Origin of the sequence: Variovorax flavidus (assembly GCF_030317145.1) — a bacterium.
In the GTDB taxonomy this organism is placed as follows: Bacteria; Pseudomonadota; Gammaproteobacteria; order Burkholderiales; family Burkholderiaceae_C; genus Variovorax; species Variovorax flavidus.
Map to the genome: position 1 here is coordinate 860,639 of NZ_JASZYE010000002.1, position 17,955 is coordinate 878,593.

General features: G+C 66.6%; 17 protein-coding genes and 1 pseudogene. 5 read left to right on the forward strand and 13 right to left on the reverse strand.

The features are described 5' to 3' along the window. Position 1: 1 nt before the first annotated feature. From QTH90_RS14715 to QTH90_RS14725, 3 genes are read right to left on the reverse strand one after another with little or no spacing between them, the layout of a single operon-like run. Positions 2–1,156, reverse strand: a complete 1,155-nt coding sequence (locus tag QTH90_RS14715; RefSeq protein ID WP_286665289.1) for an ABC transporter permease — start codon at positions 1,154–1,156, stop codon at positions 2–4. Beyond that, positions 1,153–2,940 (reverse strand): ATP-binding cassette domain-containing protein, encoded by a 1,788-nt coding sequence (locus QTH90_RS14720; protein WP_286665290.1) that lies wholly within the window; start codon positions 2,938–2,940, stop codon positions 1,153–1,155. Before QTH90_RS14720 ends, QTH90_RS14715 begins: the two co-directional genes overlap by 4 nt. After that, positions 2,940–3,965 (reverse strand): HlyD family secretion protein, encoded by a 1,026-nt coding sequence (locus QTH90_RS14725; RefSeq protein WP_286665291.1) that lies wholly within the window; start codon positions 3,963–3,965, stop codon positions 2,940–2,942. The genes QTH90_RS14720 and QTH90_RS14725 overlap by 1 nt, the downstream gene beginning before the upstream one ends. A gap of 105 nt (positions 3,966–4,070) precedes the next feature. Between QTH90_RS14725 and QTH90_RS14730 the strand changes: the two are divergent. Further along, positions 4,071–4,664: pseudogene (locus QTH90_RS14730) on the forward strand (TetR/AcrR family transcriptional regulator); the annotation flags it as partial. Between the two features lie 28 nt (positions 4,665–4,692). On the opposite strand, the gene QTH90_RS14735 reads toward QTH90_RS14730, so the two are convergent. Next, positions 4,693–5,685, reverse strand: coding sequence for a LysR substrate-binding domain-containing protein (locus QTH90_RS14735; RefSeq protein WP_286665292.1), 993 nt, complete (start codon positions 5,683–5,685; stop codon positions 4,693–4,695). 175 nt (positions 5,686–5,860) lie between these two features. Here QTH90_RS14735 and QTH90_RS14740 point away from each other — a divergent pair, with 175 nt between their 5' ends. The 3 genes from QTH90_RS14740 to treF are packed head-to-tail and all read left to right on the forward strand — an operon-like array spanning position 5,861 to position 9,970. Further along, on the forward strand, positions 5,861–7,060 hold the full coding sequence (locus QTH90_RS14740) for an acyl-CoA dehydrogenase (protein ID WP_286665293.1): 1,200 nt from the start codon (positions 5,861–5,863) through the stop codon (positions 7,058–7,060). A 1-nt stretch (position 7,061) separates the two neighbouring features. After that, on the forward strand, positions 7,062–8,303 hold the full coding sequence (locus QTH90_RS14745) for a CaiB/BaiF CoA transferase family protein (RefSeq protein ID WP_286665294.1): 1,242 nt from the start codon (positions 7,062–7,064) through the stop codon (positions 8,301–8,303). Then, on the forward strand, positions 8,300–9,970 hold the full coding sequence (gene treF, locus QTH90_RS14750; RefSeq protein WP_286665295.1) for an alpha,alpha-trehalase TreF: 1,671 nt from the start codon (positions 8,300–8,302) through the stop codon (positions 9,968–9,970). Before QTH90_RS14745 ends, treF begins: the two co-directional genes overlap by 4 nt. Here treF and QTH90_RS31525 read toward each other — a convergent pair. Then, positions 9,888–10,154 carry a YjiS-like domain-containing protein gene (locus QTH90_RS31525; RefSeq protein WP_353506615.1) on the reverse strand — a complete coding sequence of 89 codons (267 nt, stop codon included), beginning with the start codon at positions 10,152–10,154 and terminating at the stop codon, positions 9,888–9,890. The genes treF and QTH90_RS31525 overlap by 83 nt on opposite strands. Before the next feature lie 88 nt (positions 10,155–10,242). On the opposite strand from QTH90_RS31525, the gene QTH90_RS14755 reads away from it, so the two are divergent. Continuing rightward, positions 10,243–11,133 carry a LysR family transcriptional regulator gene (locus tag QTH90_RS14755; RefSeq protein WP_286665296.1) on the forward strand — a complete coding sequence of 297 codons (891 nt, stop codon included), beginning with the start codon at positions 10,243–10,245 and terminating at the stop codon, positions 11,131–11,133. Between the two features lie 9 nt (positions 11,134–11,142). Here QTH90_RS14755 and QTH90_RS14760 read toward each other — a convergent pair whose 3' ends face one another. The 8 genes from QTH90_RS14760 to QTH90_RS14795 all read right to left on the reverse strand — a co-directional run bounded on the left by QTH90_RS14760 (position 11,143) and on the right by QTH90_RS14795 (position 17,920). Continuing rightward, complete coding sequence (locus QTH90_RS14760) at positions 11,143–11,607, reverse strand: CopD family protein (protein ID WP_286665297.1); 465 nt, start codon at positions 11,605–11,607, stop codon at positions 11,143–11,145. Positions 11,608–11,669: 62 nt separating this feature from the next. Then, positions 11,670–12,272 carry a hypothetical protein gene (locus tag QTH90_RS14765; RefSeq protein ID WP_286665298.1) on the reverse strand — a complete coding sequence of 201 codons (603 nt, stop codon included), beginning with the start codon at positions 12,270–12,272 and terminating at the stop codon, positions 11,670–11,672. Positions 12,273–12,725: 453 nt separating this feature from the next. Continuing rightward, positions 12,726–13,724 carry a M35 family metalloendopeptidase gene (locus QTH90_RS14770; RefSeq protein WP_286665299.1) on the reverse strand — a complete coding sequence of 333 codons (999 nt, stop codon included), beginning with the start codon at positions 13,722–13,724 and terminating at the stop codon, positions 12,726–12,728. A gap of 132 nt (positions 13,725–13,856) precedes the next feature. Next, positions 13,857–14,837 carry a tripartite tricarboxylate transporter substrate binding protein gene (locus QTH90_RS14775; RefSeq protein WP_286665300.1) on the reverse strand — a complete coding sequence of 327 codons (981 nt, stop codon included), beginning with the start codon at positions 14,835–14,837 and terminating at the stop codon, positions 13,857–13,859. 69 nt (positions 14,838–14,906) lie between these two features. Next, positions 14,907–15,266 (reverse strand): cupin domain-containing protein, encoded by a 360-nt coding sequence (locus QTH90_RS14780; protein ID WP_286665301.1) that lies wholly within the window; start codon positions 15,264–15,266, stop codon positions 14,907–14,909. Positions 15,267–15,279: 13 nt separating this feature from the next. After that, positions 15,280–16,275 (reverse strand): quinone oxidoreductase family protein, encoded by a 996-nt coding sequence (locus tag QTH90_RS14785; RefSeq protein WP_286665302.1) that lies wholly within the window; start codon positions 16,273–16,275, stop codon positions 15,280–15,282. Then, positions 16,272–17,159, reverse strand: a complete 888-nt coding sequence (locus tag QTH90_RS14790; protein ID WP_286665303.1) for a beta-keto acid cleavage family enzyme — start codon at positions 17,157–17,159, stop codon at positions 16,272–16,274. The genes QTH90_RS14785 and QTH90_RS14790 overlap by 4 nt, the downstream gene beginning before the upstream one ends. After that, positions 17,156–17,920, reverse strand: coding sequence for an SDR family NAD(P)-dependent oxidoreductase (locus tag QTH90_RS14795; protein WP_286665304.1), 765 nt, complete (start codon positions 17,918–17,920; stop codon positions 17,156–17,158). The genes QTH90_RS14790 and QTH90_RS14795 overlap by 4 nt, the downstream gene beginning before the upstream one ends. Positions 17,921–17,955: the final 35 nt, after the last annotated feature.

The window sequence follows — 17,955 nt, forward strand, 5'->3', positions numbered from 1 at the left end:
TTCAGTCGAGGTTCTTGCGCGTGACGAATCGCGCGACGCAGAGCAGCACGACCGCATACAGCATCAGGATCGCGCAGTTCCTGAAGATCAGCGGCCAGACGTTGCCTGCGAGGAAGAGGGTGCGCACCAGCTCCATGAAGTAGGTCGCCGGCAGCGCCTGCCCCACGACGCGGACGACGGTCGGCACGTTGCGCAGGTCGAACAGAAAGCCCGACAGCATCAGCGACGGCAGGAAGCTCGAGATCAGCGCCACCTGGCTCGCAAGGAACTGATTGCGCGTGACGGAGGAGATGACCAGCCCCACGCCCACCGCGACCAGCAGGTAGAGCATCGCGCTGACGACAATGACGGCGAGCGATCCGTACATCGGCACCTCGAACAGGAAGCGTGCCGCGACGAGGCACAGCAGCAGACCGACCATGCCGATGCCGAAGTAGGGAATGATCTTCGCCAGCAGGATCTCCACCGGCCGCACGGGCGTGACGAACAGCGCCTCCAGCGTGCCGCGCTCCCATTCGCGCGCCATCACGAGCGCGGTGAGGAAGGCGCCGACCAGCGTCATGATGAGCACGATGAGACCCGGCACCAGATACCAGGTGCTGGTGTTGGCGGTGTTGAACCACAGCCGCTGCTCGATGGTGACCGAGCCGACGCCGGCGGCGGTGCCGGCACCCTGGTCGGCCATCCGCAAGGGGTTCTGCGCGAGGGCGCCGCTCGCGTAGCGCAGCACGATGCCGGCCTTGTTCGCATCCGCGCCATGCACGATCACCTGGATGCTGGCATTGCCGGCCGCGAGCCGGCGAGAGAAGTCGCCCGGCACGCGCACGATGCCATCGACCTTGCGCTGGTGCATGAGCGTCTCGGCCTCGCGCATCGAGGTCAGCATCACGGGCGAGATGTAGGGCGCGAGCTGCAGGCCCGAGACGGCCTGCACGGCGGTGGGCGAAGTGTCTTCGAGCACGACGGCCATCGGCGCGTTCTTCACGTCGAGCGAGAGCCCGTAGCCGAAGATGAGGATCAGGATGATCGGCAGCAGGATGCCGATCGCCATGCTGCTCGGATCGCGCAGCAGTTGGCGCGTCTCCTTGCGCGTGAGGGCGATCAGCCGGGGCCAGAAGCGGCTGAGCGTTGCGGGAGCCTGTGCGGGCGTGTTCATGCGGCCGCTCCGGGCGCCGGGGCGTGGGCGGCATCGCGCGCCTGCGTGACGATGTCGATGAAGGCCTCTTCCATGCTAAGCCGGCTGTCCGGCGCGCTGCCGGCCTGTACGCGCACCTGCTGCGGCGTTCCGATGGCAAGCAGCTTGCCCGCATCCTGGATCACGATGCGGTCGCAATACTCCGCCTCTTCCATGAAGTGCGTGGTGATGATCACCGTCACGCCCGCCGCGGCCAGCGCGGTGATGCGCCGCCAGAACTCGCGCCGCGCCAGCGGGTCGGTGCCGCTGGTGGGTTCGTCGAGAAAGAGGATCTCCGGCTCGTGCAGCAGGCCGGTCGCCATCGCAAGCCGCTGCTTGAAGCCGCCGGGTAGCTGGCCGCTGGTGGCGTTCTCCTGGCCGAGCAGGTCGAATTGCTGAAGCACGGTCTGCATGCGGTCGCGAAGGCGCTGCCCGCGCAGGCCATAGGCGCCGCCGAAGAACTGCAGGTTCTCGGTGACGGAGAGGTTGCCGTAGAGCGCGAACTTCTGCGAGACGTAGCCGATGCGGGCGCGCGCCTGTGCGCGGGCGGTGCGCAGGTTGACGCCGGCCACCTGCAGAAAGCCGCTGCTGGCCGGCAGCAGTCCGCAGAGCATGCGGAAGGTGGTGGTCTTGCCGGCGCCGTTGGGGCCGAGCAGGCCGAAGATCTCACCGCGCCGCACGTCGAAGCTGGTGCTCGCGACGGCGGTGAAGTCGCCGAACTTGCGCACGAGGTCTTTCACCTGGATCACGACTTCGTCCGGGTCGTCGGCGGTCGGCGTGGCTTGGGGCGGTGGAGTGGCGGCGCTGGCCTTCGCGGCGGATTGCCTGGCGCGCAGCAGCACCATGAAGCCGTCCTCCAGCCGCGCCGGCACAGGCTCGGCGGGTGCGCCGCCGAGCAGGCCGTTGATGGAGGCCGCGTCCGCCGCGGGCCGGCGGATGAAGCGCACTTCACCGCCTTGCGGCACCGCGTCGATGATCGCCTCGGGCGCGTCGAGCAGACGGGCCTGCAAGGTGCGCGGCGCCACGCCTTGCGGTGGCGTCGTGACGAAGCAGAGATCCTTCGCGTTGTCGCGGATCTCGCCGGGCGCGCCTTGCGCGATCAGCTTGCCGCCATGCAGCACGAAGACCTGCGCGCAGCGCTCGGCCTCGTCCAGGTAGGCCGTGCTGACGATCACCGACAGGTGCTCTTCGTCGACGAGCTGCTGCACGATTTCCCACAGCTCGCGCCGCGACAGCGGATCGACGCCGACCGTCGGCTCATCGAGCAGCAGCAGCGCCGGCGAGCGAACGAGCGTGCAGGCGAGGCCCAGCTTCTGCTTCATGCCGCCGGAGAGCTTGCCCGCAGGCCGCGAGGTGAAGCGGCCCAGGTCGGTCATCTCCATCAGCCGTGCATAGCGCTCGCGCCGCTCGGCCTTGCCCACGCCATGCAGGTCGGCGTAGAGGTCCAGGTTCTCTTGCACGCTCAGGTCTTCGTAGAGGCCGAAGCGCTGCGGCATGTAGCTGATGCGGTCCTGCACGGCCTGGGGGTCTTTCGCGACGTCGATGCCCAGCACCGTCAGCGTGCCCTGGTCGGCGCGCATCAGGCCTGCGGCCAGGCGCAGCAGCGTGGTCTTGCCGGCGCCGTCGGGGCCGACCAGCGCGGTGAGCATGCCGGAAGGGACTTCGAGCGACACGTCGTCGAGTGCACGAACCACGTCCGCCGCACCCTTGACCTGAAAGCGCTTGTGCAGGCCGCGGCCCGTGAGCGCCGGGGCGGGCGTGTCCATCAGGGCTTGCTCCCCGCTGCAGTAGCGTTGCCGTCGAGCGCGAGCCGCACCGTCACGGGCATGCCGAGGCGCAGCCGGTCCTCAGAGTCGTCGGCCAGCACGCGGATCTCGTAGACCAGGCTGCTGCGCAACTCCTCGGTCTGCACGGTCTTGGGCGTGAACTCCGCGACCGATGAGATGTAGCCGACCTTGCCTTGCAAGGGCTGCCCCGGATGGCTGTCGGTGCTCAGCGTCGCGGCCATGCCGGGCCTGACGCGGCCGAGGTCGGCTTCCGTCACGTAGGCGCGAACCCATTTGGGATCGGTGATCGCGAGCGTGAAGACGGGCCGCTGCGGCGAGGCCATGTCGCCCGGCTCCATCAGCCGGGCGCGCACCACCGCATCGATGGGCGCCTTGAGCTGCGCCTCCTGCAACTGGTGCCTGAGCACGGCCAGTGCCGCCACCGCGACGTCGAGTTGCGCCTGCGCCTGTGCGATGTCTTCCTTGCGCGGCCCCGTCACCACGAGTTGCTGGGCCTTGCGCACGTTCTCGAGCTGCGCCTGCGCCACCTTCTGGCGCGCCTGCGCGGCGTCGATGTCCTGTTGGCTGACGGCCCGGCCGACGGTGGTCTGGCGGATGGATTGCAGGCGCTCCAGTTGCTGGCGCGCCAGCTCGGCATCGGCCGCTGCGGCGGCGACCTGGGCGCGCGATTGCGCGACTTCCTCTGGCCGGCTGCCGCTCTTCAGGCGTTGCAGCGCCTGCGTCTGCACGGCGATTTGCGCCTCGGCCTGCGCGGCCTGCAGTTGCAGGGTGCGGGTGTCGAGTTCGCCGAGCACCTGGCCGGCTTTCACGCGGTCGCCTTCCTGCACGTGGAGCTTGCCGATGCGCTCGCTGCCGTTGAAGGCGAGGGACACCTGCCGCAGGTCGACGTTGCCGTACAGCACGAGGCTGTGTGCATCGACGGGTTGCCGGTTGAAATACCAGGCCGCGAAGGCGGCACCCGCCAGGAGAACGATGGCGCCCAGGATGATCGGCTTCTTGTTCATGGTCTCTTGTGGCGCCGGGATGACGCTGCGTTGTCGATGAAGTAGACTGATGATATCGAATTTGAATTTAAATTCAAACTGCCACTTTGTTTCCAGGGTTTACAGATGCCAGCGACCGCGAAGAAGAAATCCACCGTACCCGCCAGGCGCGCCTCGCGCCCCGACGGCGATGCCACGCGGCTGACTCTGATCGAGACGGCGGGTCAGGTCTTTGCCGAGCGCGGCTATGCCGAGGCGACGAGCAAGGAAATCTGCGAGCGCGCCGGCATGCCGCTGGCGTCGGTCAACTACCACTTCGGTAGCCGCGACGGTTTGTACGAGGCCGTGCTCATCGCCGCGCACCAGCAGGTGGTGGGCCTCGAAGACCTGATGGCACTGGCGGAAGGCGTCGAGGACCCCGTGCTGAAGCTGCGTACGGTGCTGACGCAACTCGTGCGGCTGGCAACGCGCGCAGGCGCGCCGTGGGGGTTCCGCGTGGTGCTGCGCGAGGTGATGACGCCCTCGGCCGCGATGCCCACCCTGATCGAGAAGGCGATCCGCCCGAAGGCGCAATTCATGCTCGGTCTCGTGAGCGGCGCGATGGGGCTGCCGCCGGAGCACCCCACCGTTCAGCGTGGGCTGGTCTTCGCGCTGTTGCCCTGCCTGGCGATCATGGTCGTGCCGAAGGACGTGCCGGCCAAGCTGCTGCCGGCCATCTCGCGGGACAGCGAGGGGTTGGCGGAGGAACTCATGCGCTACGTGATGGCGGGGCTGGACGCGATAGCGAGCGTGCAGCGGCCGGAGAAGAAGGAAGCGAAGACAGGGAAGAAGCGGGCGAGCCCGGAGCGCCCGCCTGCGCCAGAAGCCAGGCGCGAAAAAGCGTAAGGGCCGGACGCTCGTCGTGCGTGGCGGGCGTCACCAGGAAATAGCTTCGCTCGCCCCGCAGCGGCCGGTCGCAGGCAATGACGAGTTCGCCCCGCGCCAGTTCCGCCTCGATCAGCATGCTGGGCATCAAGGCCACGCCGAGGCCGTGCGCCGCCGCGATCGCCAGCATCGAGAACAGCTCGTAGCGCGGCCCGCTGTGGGCGCGTGCCGAATCCACGCGTTGCGCATCGAACCATTGGCGCCAACCATCGGGGCGCGTGCTTTGCTGCAATAGCGGCATGCGCGCCACTGCGGCGGGCGACAGCGGCTTGCGGCCGGCGAGCAGGGCGGGGCTGCACACGGGCACCACGTCTTCATTGAGCAGCACCGTCGATTGCGTGCCGGCCCAGTTGGCCGTCTGCGCGGCGGTGCCGGCATAGAGCGCGGCGTCGAAGGTCGTGTCGTTGAACAGGAAGGGCCGCGTCCGCGTCTCGATGTGCACCGTGATGTCCGGGTGCTTCGCCGCAAAATCCGGTAGTCGCGGGATCAGCCAGCGTGTCGCGAAGGTCGGCACTGCCGCGAGCTGGAGCGAGCCGCCCTGGCCCTGCCGCGCCATCGCGTCGAGCGTGTCGCGCTCCATGGTGTCGAGCTGCCGTGCGATCTGCCGTGCGTAGTCGGCGCCGGCCGGCGTCAGTGCCACGCCGTGGCGCGTGCGGCGGAACAGCGCCATGCCGAGGAAGTCTTCCAGCGCGGTGATCTGGCGCGACACGGCGCTCTGCGTCAGCGCCAGTTCCTGCGCGGCGCGCGTGTAGCTTTCGTGGCGTGCGGCGGCCTCGAAGCAGATCAGGGCCTGGGTGGAAGGGATCTTGCGGCGCATGGTATGCAAAGCCTACATAGTTGACGGGAGGAGTTCATCTATGGAACGGCGAGCCCGCATTGTGCTTTGACGTGAGAAAAATGCATAACTGGGTGTCGAATCCTCGTTTGCGCTCATCACCCCGCGCGCTTACGATCACGCCCAACCTCAGCACTTCCACCCTCGGAGACTTCACATGGCCAAGCACGCCGCATTTCATTGGGACGACCCCCTTCTCCTCGACCAGCAGCTCACCGACGACGAGCGCATGGTGCGCGATGCCGCCAATGCCTACTGCCAGGAGCGTCTCGCCCCCCGCGTGCTCGAAGGCTTCCGCAACGGCGAAACCGATCCGGGCATCTTCCGCGAGATGGGCGCACTCGGCCTCCTCGGCCCGACCATCCCCGAGCAATACGGCGGCCCCGGCCTCAACTACGTCTGCTACGGCCTGATCGCGCGCGAAGTCGAGCGCGTCGACTCCGGCTATCGCTCCATGGCCAGCGTGCAAAGCTCGCTCGTGATGGTTCCCATCTTCGAGTTCGGCTCCGAAGCGCAAAAGCAGAAGTTCCTGCCCAAGCTTGCCACCGGCGAGTGGATCGGCTGCTTCGGCCTCACCGAGCCCGATCACGGCTCCGACCCCGGCAGCATGGTCACGCGCGCCAAGAAGGTGCCCGGCGGCTACTCGCTCACCGGCGCCAAGATGTGGATCAGCAACAGCCCGATCGCCGACGTGTTCGTCGTCTGGGCCAAGGAAGTCAGCGAGAGCGGCGCCGTCGGCCCGATCCGCGGCTTCGTGCTGGAGAAGGGCGCCAAGGGCCTGAGCGCGCCCGCCATCCACGGCAAGGTCGGCTTGCGTGCCTCGATCACCGGCGAGATCGTCATGGACAACGTGTTCTGCCCCGAGGAAAACGCCTTCCCCGAAGTGCAGGGCCTCAAGGGTCCGTTCACCTGCCTCAACAGCGCCCGCTACGGCATCTCCTGGGGCGCACTCGGCGCCGCCGAGGACTGCTGGCACCGCGCACGCCAGTACACGCTGGACCGCAAGCAGTTCGGCCGCCCGCTCGCAGCCAACCAGCTGATCCAGAAGAAGCTGGCCGACATGCAGACCGAGATCACGCTGGGCCTGCAAGGTTGCCTGCGCCTCGGCCGCATGAAGGACGAAGGCACGGCATCGGTCGAAGTGACCTCCCTGCTCAAGCGCAATTCCTGCGGCAAGGCGCTGGACATTGCACGCCTGGCCCGCGACATGATGGGCGGCAACGGCATCAGCGACGAGTTCGGCGTGGCGCGGCATCTGGTCAACCTCGAAGTCGTGAACACCTACGAAGGCACGCACGACATCCATGCGCTGATCCTCGGTCGTGCCCAGACAGGCATCGCCGCCTTTGCCAACTGACATGGCTGCGCCGAAGGAAGGCGCCCTCGCGGGCCTGAAGGTTCTGGACCTCTCCCGCGTGCTCGCGGGCCCGTGGTGCACGCAGATCCTGGCGGACCTGGGCGCGGACGTCGTCAAGATCGAACGTCCCGGCGTCGGCGACGACACGCGCACCTGGGGCCCGCCCTTCCTGAAGGACGCCGAAGGGCGGGACACCAACCAGGCGACCTACTTCACCGCCTGCAATCGCAACAAGCGCTCCGTGACCATCGACATGGCCACGGGCGAAGGGCAGGCGCTGCTGAAGCAGATGGCCGCACAGAGCGACATCCTGGTCGAGAACTTCAAGACCGGCGGGCTCAGGCAATACGGGCTCGACTACGAATCCCTGCGCGCGGCCAATCCGCGCCTCATCTATTGCAGCGTGACCGGCTTCGGCCACGACGGCCCGCACGCCTCGCGCGCCGGCTACGACCTGATGATCCAGGCCACCAGCGGCATGATGAGCATCACCGGCCGTCCCGATGACGCGCCCGGCGGCGGACCGCTGCGCGTGGGTGTGGCGCTGACCGACCTGTTCACCGGCGTCTATGCGAGCACCGCGATCCTCGCCGCGCTCGAAGTGCGGCACCGCACCGGCGAGGGCCAGCACATCGACATGGCGCTGCTCGACGTCGGCATGGCGATCCTCGCCAACCAGGCCAGTGCCTTCCTCAACACCGGCGTGGCGCCGCAGCGGCAGGGCAACAGCCATCCGAGCCTCGCGCCCTACCAGGACTTCCGCACCAAGGACGGAGCGATGCTGCTGGCCATCGGCAACAACGGTCAGTTCGCCCGCTTCTGCGAAGCCGCCGGCCATGCGGAGTGGGCCAGTGATCCGCGCTTTGCCACCAACACGCTGCGCGTGAAGCACCGGGAAGTGCTGATTCCCCCGATGGAAGAGGTGACTCGCACCCGCACGACCGCCGAGTGGATCGCGCTGCTCGAAGACAAGGCCGTGCCCTGCGGCCCGATCAACGACATCGCGCAGGCTTTCGATGACGACCAGGTCAAGGCGCGCGGACTCGCCGTGAGCCTGCCGCGCGATGCGGGCGATGGCATCGAACAGATCGTCGGCGTCGCAAGCCCGCTGCGCCTGCAGGCCACCCCGCCGGTGCTGCGTCACGCGCCGCCCGCATTGGGGCAGCACACCGATGAGGTGTTGGCCGAACTGGGTATCGACGAAAAGCGGCGCACCGCGCTGCGCGAGGCGGGCGTGGTGTGAGCCACGTGGGCACGGCCGGCACGCAGCGCTCCACGCGCGCGGCCGCCGCGCCTGCCCCGGACACGCTGACGCCGGCCGACCGCTACGAAGAACTCTTCATCGCGGTCCAGTCGAACCACGTCTTCTCGGACAGCAAGAGCTTCGTCGACTGTGCGCCGCGCATCGAGCCGGCGGACATCCTGGCGGCCTACCGCGCGCAATCGCCGCAACCCGGCTTCGATCTCGCGGCTTTCGTGCACGCGCATTTCGACGTCCTGGAGCAGGCGCCTTCCGACTATGTGTCGGTGCCCGGCCAGCCCATCGCAGCGCACATCGACGATCTGTGGAACGTGCTCACGCGGCATCCGCAAGCCCATCCGCCGCAGTCGTCGCTGCTGCAACTGCCGCATCCATACATCGTGCCGGGCGGACGCTTTCGCGAGCTGTACTACTGGGACTCGTACTTCACCCTGCTGGGCCTGCACGGCGACGGCTATGCGCAACTCATGCGCGACATGCTGGAGAACTTCGCCTATCTGATCGACACCTACGGCCATGTGCCGAACGGCACCCGCATCTACTACCTGAGCCGCTCGCAGCCGCCGGTGTTTGCGTTGATGGTCGAACTATTGCAGCAGCGCGGCGTGGCGAACGAACTCGACTTCCTGCCGCAGCTTCGCAAGGAGCATGCGTTCTGGATGCAGGGCAGCGACGGCCTGGCGGATGGACAGGCCGCACGCCGCGTGGTGCGTTTGCCCGGCGGCGCCTTGCTCAATCGCTATTGGGACGAGCGTGACACGCCGCGCGAGGAGTCGTGGATCGAGGACGTGACGACGGCGCAATCCTGTCAGCGCGACCCCGCCGAGATCTACCGCGACATCCGCGCGGCCTGTGAATCGGGTTGGGATTTCAGTACCCGCTGGCTGCGGTCGCCGCCGCCGCACAGCGGGCAGCGGACTCTTCCCCACGTGCGCGCAGGCACAGCGCCATCGCTGTCGAGCATCTGCACCACCGAGATCCTGCCGGTGGACCTCAATGCGTTCCTCTACAAGCTGGAATCGAAGATCGCTGCGCTTGCACAGCAAGCCGGCGACGCCACTGCCGCACGAGAATTCGCCGCGCGTGCCGACGAGCGCAAGGCGGCGATTCACCAATATTTCTGGGACCCGAGGCACAACGCCTATTTCGACTACGACTGGCGCCGCGGCGAACTGCGCGATTGCCTCACCGCGGCCTGTGTGGTGCCACTCTTCGTGGGCGTCGCCGAACCGGCGCAGGCAAAGGCGTTGGCGGACACCGTGTCACGGCGACTGCTGGCGCACGGCGGCCTGTCGACCACCGAATGCGGCAGCGACCAGCAATGGGACCAGCCCAACGGCTGGGCGGCGCTGCAATGGATGGCGATTCGCGGCCTCGCCGACTATGGTCACGAGGCTCTTGCGGGCACCATTGCCAGGCGCTGGCTCGCGACCGTGGCGGCGGTCTACGAGCGCGAGGGCAAGCTGGTCGAGAAGTACGCCCTGCGGCACGTGGAGCACGATGACACCGAAGGCGGCAGCGGCGGCGAATACCCGCTGCAGGATGGCTTCGGCTGGACCAACGGCGTCACGGCCGCGCTGCTCGCCCAGCAGCCCCGGCATACCGCGCATGACTGCGTAGCCCACTCCCCGGCGCCACAGCATCGCTGACCCGCGCGCAGCCGATCGCTGCGCTTTCCTGAAGCAGTCCGGGAATCTCGCTGCGGCCGACGCCGAGATCGCTCAATTCGCGTTCGCTCATCGCTCGCAGCAGGCGTTGATCCTGGAGAGTTCGGCGCACGTTGCGAATCCTCTCCGCGATGGCGACAAAGAGGGCGGACTTGGGCGATGGCATGAGAGGCTCCTTGGACGGGATGCCATGGTGCAAGTTCGCGTGCTATTGTGGAAGTTGAGATTTCTGTAGCAACCGATCAGATTTACTGATGAGACAGCTCAACCTCGACCAGCTCCGTACCCTTGTGTCCATCGTGGACCTCGGCACTTTCTCGGCCGCCTCGCGGGCGCTGCACCTCGCGCAGCCCACCGTCAGCCTGCACATTAGCGAACTCGAATCGCGACTCGGCGCCCGGCTGGTCGTGCGGGGCAGCCGCCGCGTCACACCCACCGCGGCGGGCGTGGCACTGGTGGAGCGCGCGCGGCGCCTGCTGCGCGATGCGGACGATGCGGTGGACGCCGTGCGACGTCAGGCCGAGGGCCGCGTAGGCCGCGTGCGTCTGGGCACATCGACAGGCGTAGTCGTCGAGCTTCTGCCGCAGGTGCTCGAGGCGTTGAAGCGTGACCATGCCGGTATCGATGTCGAGGTCAGTATCCTTGGCTCGGGCGAGGCCATGGCGCGCCTTGCGATGGGCACGCTGGACATCGGGCTCGTGGCGATCCCGCAGCCTCCGACACGCGACCTGACGATCACGCGCTGGCGCAGCCAGCCGATGATGGCTTTCCTGCCGAAGAAGTGGGAGGCGCCGAAGCGCATCACACCGCCATGGCTGGCCGAGAGGCCCCTGATCATCAATGACGCGACCACGCACATGTACCGGCTCACGATGGAATGGTTCGCGACGGCCGGCGAGTCACCGCGCCCGCGCCTCGAACTCAACTACGACGCGGCGATGCTCGCTCTGGTCGCCGCCGGTTACGGCGCGGCGGTGCTGCCGGTGCATCAACCGGTGGGTGCGGACTTCAATGAGCGACTGCAAGTGCTGCCGCTGAGCCCGAAGCTCACGCGGCATCTGGGCATCGCGCACCGCCCGCGCGCGTCGCTCGACGGCGCCGCCGAAAGCGTGCTCCAGATACTGGAAAGCTTCGGCCAGCGATAGCGCGTCCGCTCAGACGGATCGACCGATCACCGCGAAAGCGAACACCAGCACGCCCAGCGCCAGATTCACCGCGACCAGCTTGCGAATCACATTGAGGTTGGCGGCAGCCACCGGCCATTCGCGAGCCGCGACGGCGCGCTGCAGACGCGGATAGGGCGCAAAGCGAATGTGCAGGAACAGCGCCATCATCACCAGTCCGACCGTGAGCATGGCGTGCACGCTCCAGTGAACACGCGCAAACCCGCCCGACATCCAGACCATCAGCAACCCGCTCGCGAGCACCACGACGATGGCCGCGCAGACGCCGACGAAGAAGCGCGAGAGCGTCGCCGCCAGCAAGGGCAGCCGCATCGGCGGCTCCAGCGTCGCCACGGCGGCCGGTCGAACGGCGAAGTGCATCACGGCCATGCCGCCGACCCAGAAGGCGGCAGCGAGCAGGTGCAGGAAGAGGAGGGTGGTGTGGAGCAGCAACATGCCGAAGCGTAGACCATAAACGCGCGGACCAAGTCATCCGGGCTTCGGCCGATTCGCCGAAGTCATTGGTTCTGGCACGGACACTCATGCGGACATGCAGGGAGCAGGGTCACCTCGACGCGCTTCACGTCATTGCGAGCGCCAGGACCCAACGCTCCAGCCGGAAGCACATGCACTTCACCGCCGGTTGATTTCTCCGCCGCGGTGAAATCCAGATCGTCAATCAAATCTTCGATCACTCGCTTGCGAAGCTCACCCAGCGCCGCTCCGCCGCGCTCTCCTTTCTCCACGTTCGCAGCAATGGAAATCAGTTGACGGCTGGGATATTGCGCACGGAGAGTCGCTGTCCATTCAGCAAGACGCAGACCCTGGGCCACCGACACGGCCGCCGAACCCTTGGAAAAGAAGATGTCGATCGACTTGATCGGGCTGCATGCAAACACTGAAGGCGTGGCCAGGAAGGCAATCAAGAGGGCGCAGCCATTCAGGGCGCAACCGGCAAGGCGGCTCGCGTTGCCAAATGCGGCATGTGGCTTGGAATCCGTCAGTTCGAGCCTCTGATCATTCAAACTTTTCGCTATCCGCCGAGTGACGAGTGCCCGTTGTTCACCATTGTCGTGCGCTTCATTTGATCGAGAGCCAAGGACGAGAGCTGAACGCGTCAAGGCTCTAGACCGTCTGGAAGGCTGGGATTGCAATCCGGCAACTTCGACGATTGGAGATCGGGATAGAGCTGAATCGCTACGAATTCGTTGTTCTGAGGATCTGGGACTTGCCTTTCCCGAAATGCATGCGCGAACTTCTGAACAGGGATGGGAGGCGCGGGGAATAGGATCTCCAGCGCACCAGCTACCTTGTCGGCGCGCATTTGCGCGAGTCGTACAGCTTCGTCCCAAGTCCTTCCTGGTGTTTTAACGGTCGCACCAGCTTCAACGCTTGCGGATTTGTATCTTGAGAAAAGTGCCTCCGCCTCATCGATCCACTGCTTCAACCTCACTATCTGGGTGCGATCGAGGTCGGCGGATTCTGTCGAAAATGCGAACGTAGTCTGAACAATGCGCTGGCACGCTGCTGCGTCGCAGGGAAACCATGTGAGCACGAACAAAGCCAAAAGCCAGTTAGCTCGCATGAAACACCTCGCCCCAAACGACGTATCCCGCAATACTGTCCGCGTTGACTTTCACCATTCTCGGATTCAGTTTTGCCTCGGACCGAGACTGGGCTAAATAGTAGATGGCATCCAAGCTACCGAAGGTGTCATTGAAGTGTGTTACTTCGTGAATGAGAGTTGACAACTTCGAGTCCAGGCTCGAAGAAGTTGAACGGATCTCACAAAAAGATGTATTGAAGGCAATTGTGTGTGTTTCGACGTCCGGCTTGCAAACCATCGCGACAGTCTCCTGCCCGTGGCTTGGAATGACGCAGCTCAGAAGCTTGCCACTGCTGGTTAGGCGGATGAAATTCCTGCAGTCCAGTCCTTTTAGCACCGACTCGCAAGCCGAAAGTCCGTTCCGTAGATAGTCTCGTATCGACAAGTCGGCAACCCCGAACCATTCCCTCACCCTGGCTTGATCGACTTCGCCCCAGCGCCTCAATTCGGGAAGTCGCTTCTTCGATATGAGCGAGACGGCCTTGTCGCGCAAGTCCAGCATCATTGTGCAGAACTCCTTGTTGGTCATGTTGGGGCAGATGTTTTCCGTCTGCTCCGCCTCGGGCGGATGAATCACCTCTGAATCAACCAACTTCTTGCTCGCTGCGATGCTCGTGGCGTCATGGCGAAACCATCCCGGTCCAACCATGCTCAGGTCGAAAGTGCCACTGCCCCCTGCCATGTCCTCATAGGTCGCCCTGTGCTGCAACGTCGCGATGAGGGCCTGTGGAGTCGGGCAATGGCAGAGGACGACATCGCCTTCCAGAGCAACTTCCGAAATGAACTGCATTCGTCTCGGCCCGCCCGCCTTGGCGATGACGCCGACACTGTTGCAGCCCTCGCAGTGGACACGTCCTCCGATAAGGGCGACTTGGTGGCCGTGGATCGTGAACTTTCGGCCGGCATGGGGAAGCGCGCAGCCTCCCGGGGCCGGCGGATCGCCGACCACAATGAACTTTCGTTCCATTTTTCTTACTTTCCCTGACTGACTTTTTTACGAGCCTCGCAGCTCTTCGGATGCCCAGTGACATGGGCTCACAAAGCGTACATCAAGAAAAAGCCCGCCGAAGCGGGCCATTCGGATGCGGGCGGCTGCCCCTCAGTCCACCTTGATCCCCGCCGCCTTCACCACCTGCTGCGCCTTGGCCGTCTCGTCCACGAGGAACTTGTCGAACTGCGCCGAAGGCATGGTGAAGGGCTCAGCGCCGAGCTTGTCGAGCCGGTCCTTGAGGTCCGGCGCGACCATGATCTTCGCGACCTCGGCCTGCAGGCGATCGACGACGGGCTTCGGCGTCTTGGCGGGCGCGAAGAGTCCCACCCAGAAGAGGTATTCGGAACCGGGCACGCCGGCCTCGACGGTGGTCGGGATCTGTGGCATCACGGCCGAGCGCTTGTCGGTGCCGACGGCCAGGGCCTTGAGGCGGCCGTCCTTGATCAGCGGCAGCGCGGACACCATGGGCGCAAAGAACCAGTCGATGCGCCCGCCCATCACCTCCGTCATCGCTTCCGGCGTGCCGCGGAAGGGCACGTGCTGGGCCTGCAGGCCGGCAGCGAGGCGGAAGACCTCGGCGTTCATGTGCGTGGCGGAGCCATTGCCCGCCGAGCCATAGTTGAAGCTGCCAGGCTTGGCCTTGACCTGCGCGACCAGGTCCTTTTCATCGACAAACTTGTTGGGCGAGGTGACGAGCACGTTGGGCAGGCTCGCCAGCGGCGTGACGCCGGCGAAGTCCTTCAACGTGTCATAGGAGAGGTTCGGATAGATCGACGGGTTCACCAGATGCCCGGCCGAATGGATGAGCAGCGTGTAGCCATCGGCCGGTGCCTTGGCGACCTGCGCCGCACCGAGCGTGCCGCCTGCGCCGGGCTTGTTGTCGATGATCACGCTGGTGCCCAGCGCGGGCCCGAGCTTTTCCGCCATCAGCCGCGCCACGATGTCGGTGCCGCTGCCCGCGGTGAACGGCACCACGATGCGGACCGTCTGGCCGCGTGGCCAGTCGCCTTGGGCGTGGGCGCCAGCCACGGCGCACAAGGCGAGGGCGGCGGTGAGAAGCTGTCGGCGGCCTGGGAAGAATGTCGTCATGGTGTGTCTCCGTTGGAATCGTTGAATCGCGGGGGGATGGATTTCGACGTGGGCGGGATGCGCTTCCGCTCAGGCGGGCGGCGGCGCGTTCGCCATCACCAGCGCCACCAGCACCGGGCGGTTGGTGCGGTTGGCGAGTTGTCGCTTCTCGCCGGGCGCGAAGCGGCAGCTGTCATAGGGGCCGAGTTCCTGCTCGTCCTGCCGGCCGTCGAGTTCGGAGACGACGGTCAGCCTGCCTTCGAGCACGAGGTAGAGCTTTTCGATCGGCGAGCCGTCGAGCGTGGTGTGACCGCCGGGCAGGATCTGGCTCATGCCCATCCACATCTGCGTCGAAGGGCCGGCGTCCTTGCCTTGCAGGCGCAGGCATCGCATGTCGAAGTGGTTGGGCGCCTCGTAGGCCGGCGCCGAATCGAATCGGGTGACGTGCATGGCTTGCTTCTCCTCAGGGTCGCAGCACGACGCGGTCGGTGCTGCCCGACAGCACCAGGCGGTAGGCATCGAGCGCCTCGTCGAGCGCGAAGGCACGCGCCACGGGGAAGGGCTTCAGCGTGCCGCGCTCGAAGCCTTCGCGCATCGCGTCGAGCTGCGCGGTCGAGGCGATGCAGTCCATCGCGAGCGAATCGATGCCGACATAGGTGTGCATGCCGCGGTAGAACGCGAAGATGTCGAAGGGCACCGCGCGGTCCTGCGTGGAGATCAGGATCTGCGTCGCGCCCTTGGCCATCGACTTGTTCGCGGCATCGAAGTAGGCGCTGCCGACGGTGTTGTAGGCGATGTCCACGCCGCGCCCGTTCGTCAGCTCGCGCACGCGGGCAGCGATGTCGCCCTGCGTGGCATCGACCACGTCGACCGGCGAACTCGCGAAGCCCTCGAAAGCGCCGGCACGCCGCTGCACCGCGATCACGCGCGCGCCGCCTTGCGCAGCGAGCTGCACTGCAGCCTGGCCGACCTTGCCATTGGCACCGAGCACCAGCACCGTCTGCCCCGATTGCGGCATGCCGCTGCGGCGAAAGCCTTCGTAGGCCGTGACGAAGGGCACGCCGACGGCGCCGGCCTCGTCCATCGAGATGCTGCGCGGCCGGTCGCGCAGGGCCGCCACCGGGAGCACCAGGAAGCGCGCATGCGAGCCGTCACGCGTGATGCCGACGTCGCCGCCCGAACCGTAGACCTCGCGGCCGATCCAGTCGCTCGGACCGTCCACCACCACGCCGGCAAAGTCGCGGCCCGGTGTACGCGGCCACACGGCTTGCGGCATCAGGCCCAGCGCCGCCTTCACATCGCTGGGGTTGACGGCCGCGGCGCCGACCTTGACCACCGCGAAGCCGGGCTTGGCGACGGGTTGGGGTTGTGGTGCTGCTTCGAGTCGAAGGGCGTCCAGGTTCGCCGCCTTCTGGCTCACGCGCAATGCGCGGGCGCTGTCATTGATCACCGCGCTCATGCCCGGCCCTCCCGCAGTCCCAGCATCGAACGCGCCTCGCGCGCATTCGCGACTTCGCCGCCCAGGCTCTGGATGATGTCGCGCGCCTTCGCGACGAGCTGCGCATTGCTTTGCGCGAGCACGCCCTTTTCAAGATAGATGTTGTCCTCCATGCCGACACGCACATGGCCGCCGAGCAGCCATGCCTGCGCGACGATCGGGAACTCCATGCGGCCGATGCCGAAGGCGCTCCAGAAGGCCCCGCGCGGCAGCATGTCGCGGGCGTAGAGCACGGTCTGCGGCGTCGGCATGAAGCCGTACTTCACGCCGAGCACCAGCGTCCACATGGCGGGCCCTTCGAGCGTGCCGTCGGCGATGAGGTCGAGCGCCATGTGGATGTCGCCCGAGTCGAAGATCTCCAGCTCGGGCTTCACGCCGGCGTCGCGAATCACCTTCGCCATGCGGCGCACGTTCTTCGGCGTGTTCATGACGACGTCGGGCCCGGAGTTCATCGTATTGAGGTCGAGCGAGCAGACGTCGGGCTTGATCAGTGCGATGTGCTCGACGCGCTTTTCCGGCGGCAGCAGCGTGCTGCCCGGCGCCGCCACCTTGGGGTCGTCCTCGCTCGGGATGAAGCGGCCGCCGGGCCCGGTGGTGAGATTGATGATCAGCTCGCGGTTGACGCGGCGGATGCGGTCCACGACGTCGCGGTACAGCTCGACCTGCATCGAGGGGCGGCCCGTCTCGGGATCTCGCACGTGGATGTGGACCTGGCCGGCACCGGCTTCCGCAGCGGCGAGACATTCGTCCGCGATCTGCGCAGGGGTGATCGGCAGGTGCGGCGTCTGCTCCGGCTTCACGAGGTTGCCCGTGACGGCGCAGGTGATGAGGGTCTTCGTGCTCACAGGTGTCTCCCTCCATCGACCACGATGCGCGTGCCGGTGACGAAGCGCAGCGTCGTCGCGAGCGCCTCCACTGTGGCGGCTACGTCTTCAGGCAGTCCGATACGCCCCAGCGGCGTCGTGCTGGCCATCTTGGCCTTGAAGTCGTCGCCGCGTCCCGGCACGAAGGCGGATTCGACCGCGCCCGGCGATACCGACACCACGCGCACGGCCGGCGCCAGTGCCTTGGCGAGCGCGTCGCCCACCACGTCCAGCCCGGCCTTGGCCGCGACGTAGGCGAGATTGCTGCCAACGCCGGTGAATCCGGCGATAGAGGAGATGTTGACCACCAGCCCGTCACCGCTTGCCTTGAGCAGCGGCGCAAAGGCGCGGATGGTGGCGAACACGCCGCGGAAGTTGGCGCGCAGTAGCTCGTCGATGAGTTCGTCCGTCAGCGCGTCGAGATCGGCCGCGGGCACCGGCCGCGTGTGGCCGGCGCTGTTCACGAGGATGTCGCCGCGACCATAGGTGGATTGCACTTCGGATGCCGCGCGTTGCAGGCTGGGCGTGTCGACGATGTCGGCGCGGATCGCCGAATGACGCTGGCCGGCGGCGCTGGGCAGAGCGGCAGCGCGGGCGTCAGCGTCCTCGCCCTTGCGATGCAGCAGCACGCAGGTCGCACCGAGCGCTGCGAGCCGGCGGGCGCTCGCGTAGCCGATCGCGCCGAGGCCGCCGGTGATGACGGCCACCTTGCCGTCGAGTCGGGTTGCGGGGTCAAAGCTCATGAATTTTCCAAGTTGAAGTCGCGTTGAAGGGGCGT

Excerpts from the sequence above, each read along its gene's own strand:
- QTH90_RS14725 (WP_286665291.1), bottom strand. The coding sequence starts at position 3,965 with ATGAACAAGAAGCCGATCATCCTGGGCGCCATCGTTCTCCTGGCGGGT.
- QTH90_RS14775 (WP_286665300.1), bottom strand. The coding sequence starts at position 14,837 with ATGACGACATTCTTCCCAGGCCGCCGACAGCTTCTCACCGCCGCCCTC.
- QTH90_RS14755 (WP_286665296.1), top strand. The coding sequence starts at position 10,243 with ATGAGACAGCTCAACCTCGACCAGCTCCGTACCCTTGTGTCCATCGTG.
- QTH90_RS14770 (WP_286665299.1), bottom strand. The coding sequence starts at position 13,724 with ATGGAACGAAAGTTCATTGTGGTCGGCGATCCGCCGGCCCCGGGAGGC.
- QTH90_RS14760 (WP_286665297.1), bottom strand. The coding sequence starts at position 11,607 with ATGTTGCTGCTCCACACCACCCTCCTCTTCCTGCACCTGCTCGCTGCC.
- QTH90_RS14720 (WP_286665290.1), bottom strand. The coding sequence starts at position 2,940 with ATGGACACGCCCGCCCCGGCGCTCACGGGCCGCGGCCTGCACAAGCGC.
- QTH90_RS14745 (WP_286665294.1), top strand. The coding sequence starts at position 7,062 with ATGGCTGCGCCGAAGGAAGGCGCCCTCGCGGGCCTGAAGGTTCTGGAC.
- QTH90_RS14715 (WP_286665289.1), bottom strand. The coding sequence starts at position 1,156 with ATGAACACGCCCGCACAGGCTCCCGCAACGCTCAGCCGCTTCTGGCCC.
- QTH90_RS14780 (WP_286665301.1), bottom strand. The coding sequence starts at position 15,266 with ATGCACGTCACCCGATTCGATTCGGCGCCGGCCTACGAGGCGCCCAAC.
- QTH90_RS14735 (WP_286665292.1), bottom strand. The coding sequence starts at position 5,685 with ATGCGCCGCAAGATCCCTTCCACCCAGGCCCTGATCTGCTTCGAGGCC.
- QTH90_RS14795 (WP_286665304.1), bottom strand. The coding sequence starts at position 17,920 with ATGAGCTTTGACCCCGCAACCCGACTCGACGGCAAGGTGGCCGTCATC.
- QTH90_RS14740 (WP_286665293.1), top strand. The coding sequence starts at position 5,861 with ATGGCCAAGCACGCCGCATTTCATTGGGACGACCCCCTTCTCCTCGAC.
- QTH90_RS31525 (WP_353506615.1), bottom strand. The coding sequence starts at position 10,154 with ATGCCATCGCCCAAGTCCGCCCTCTTTGTCGCCATCGCGGAGAGGATT.
- QTH90_RS14785 (WP_286665302.1), bottom strand. The coding sequence starts at position 16,275 with ATGAGCGCGGTGATCAATGACAGCGCCCGCGCATTGCGCGTGAGCCAG.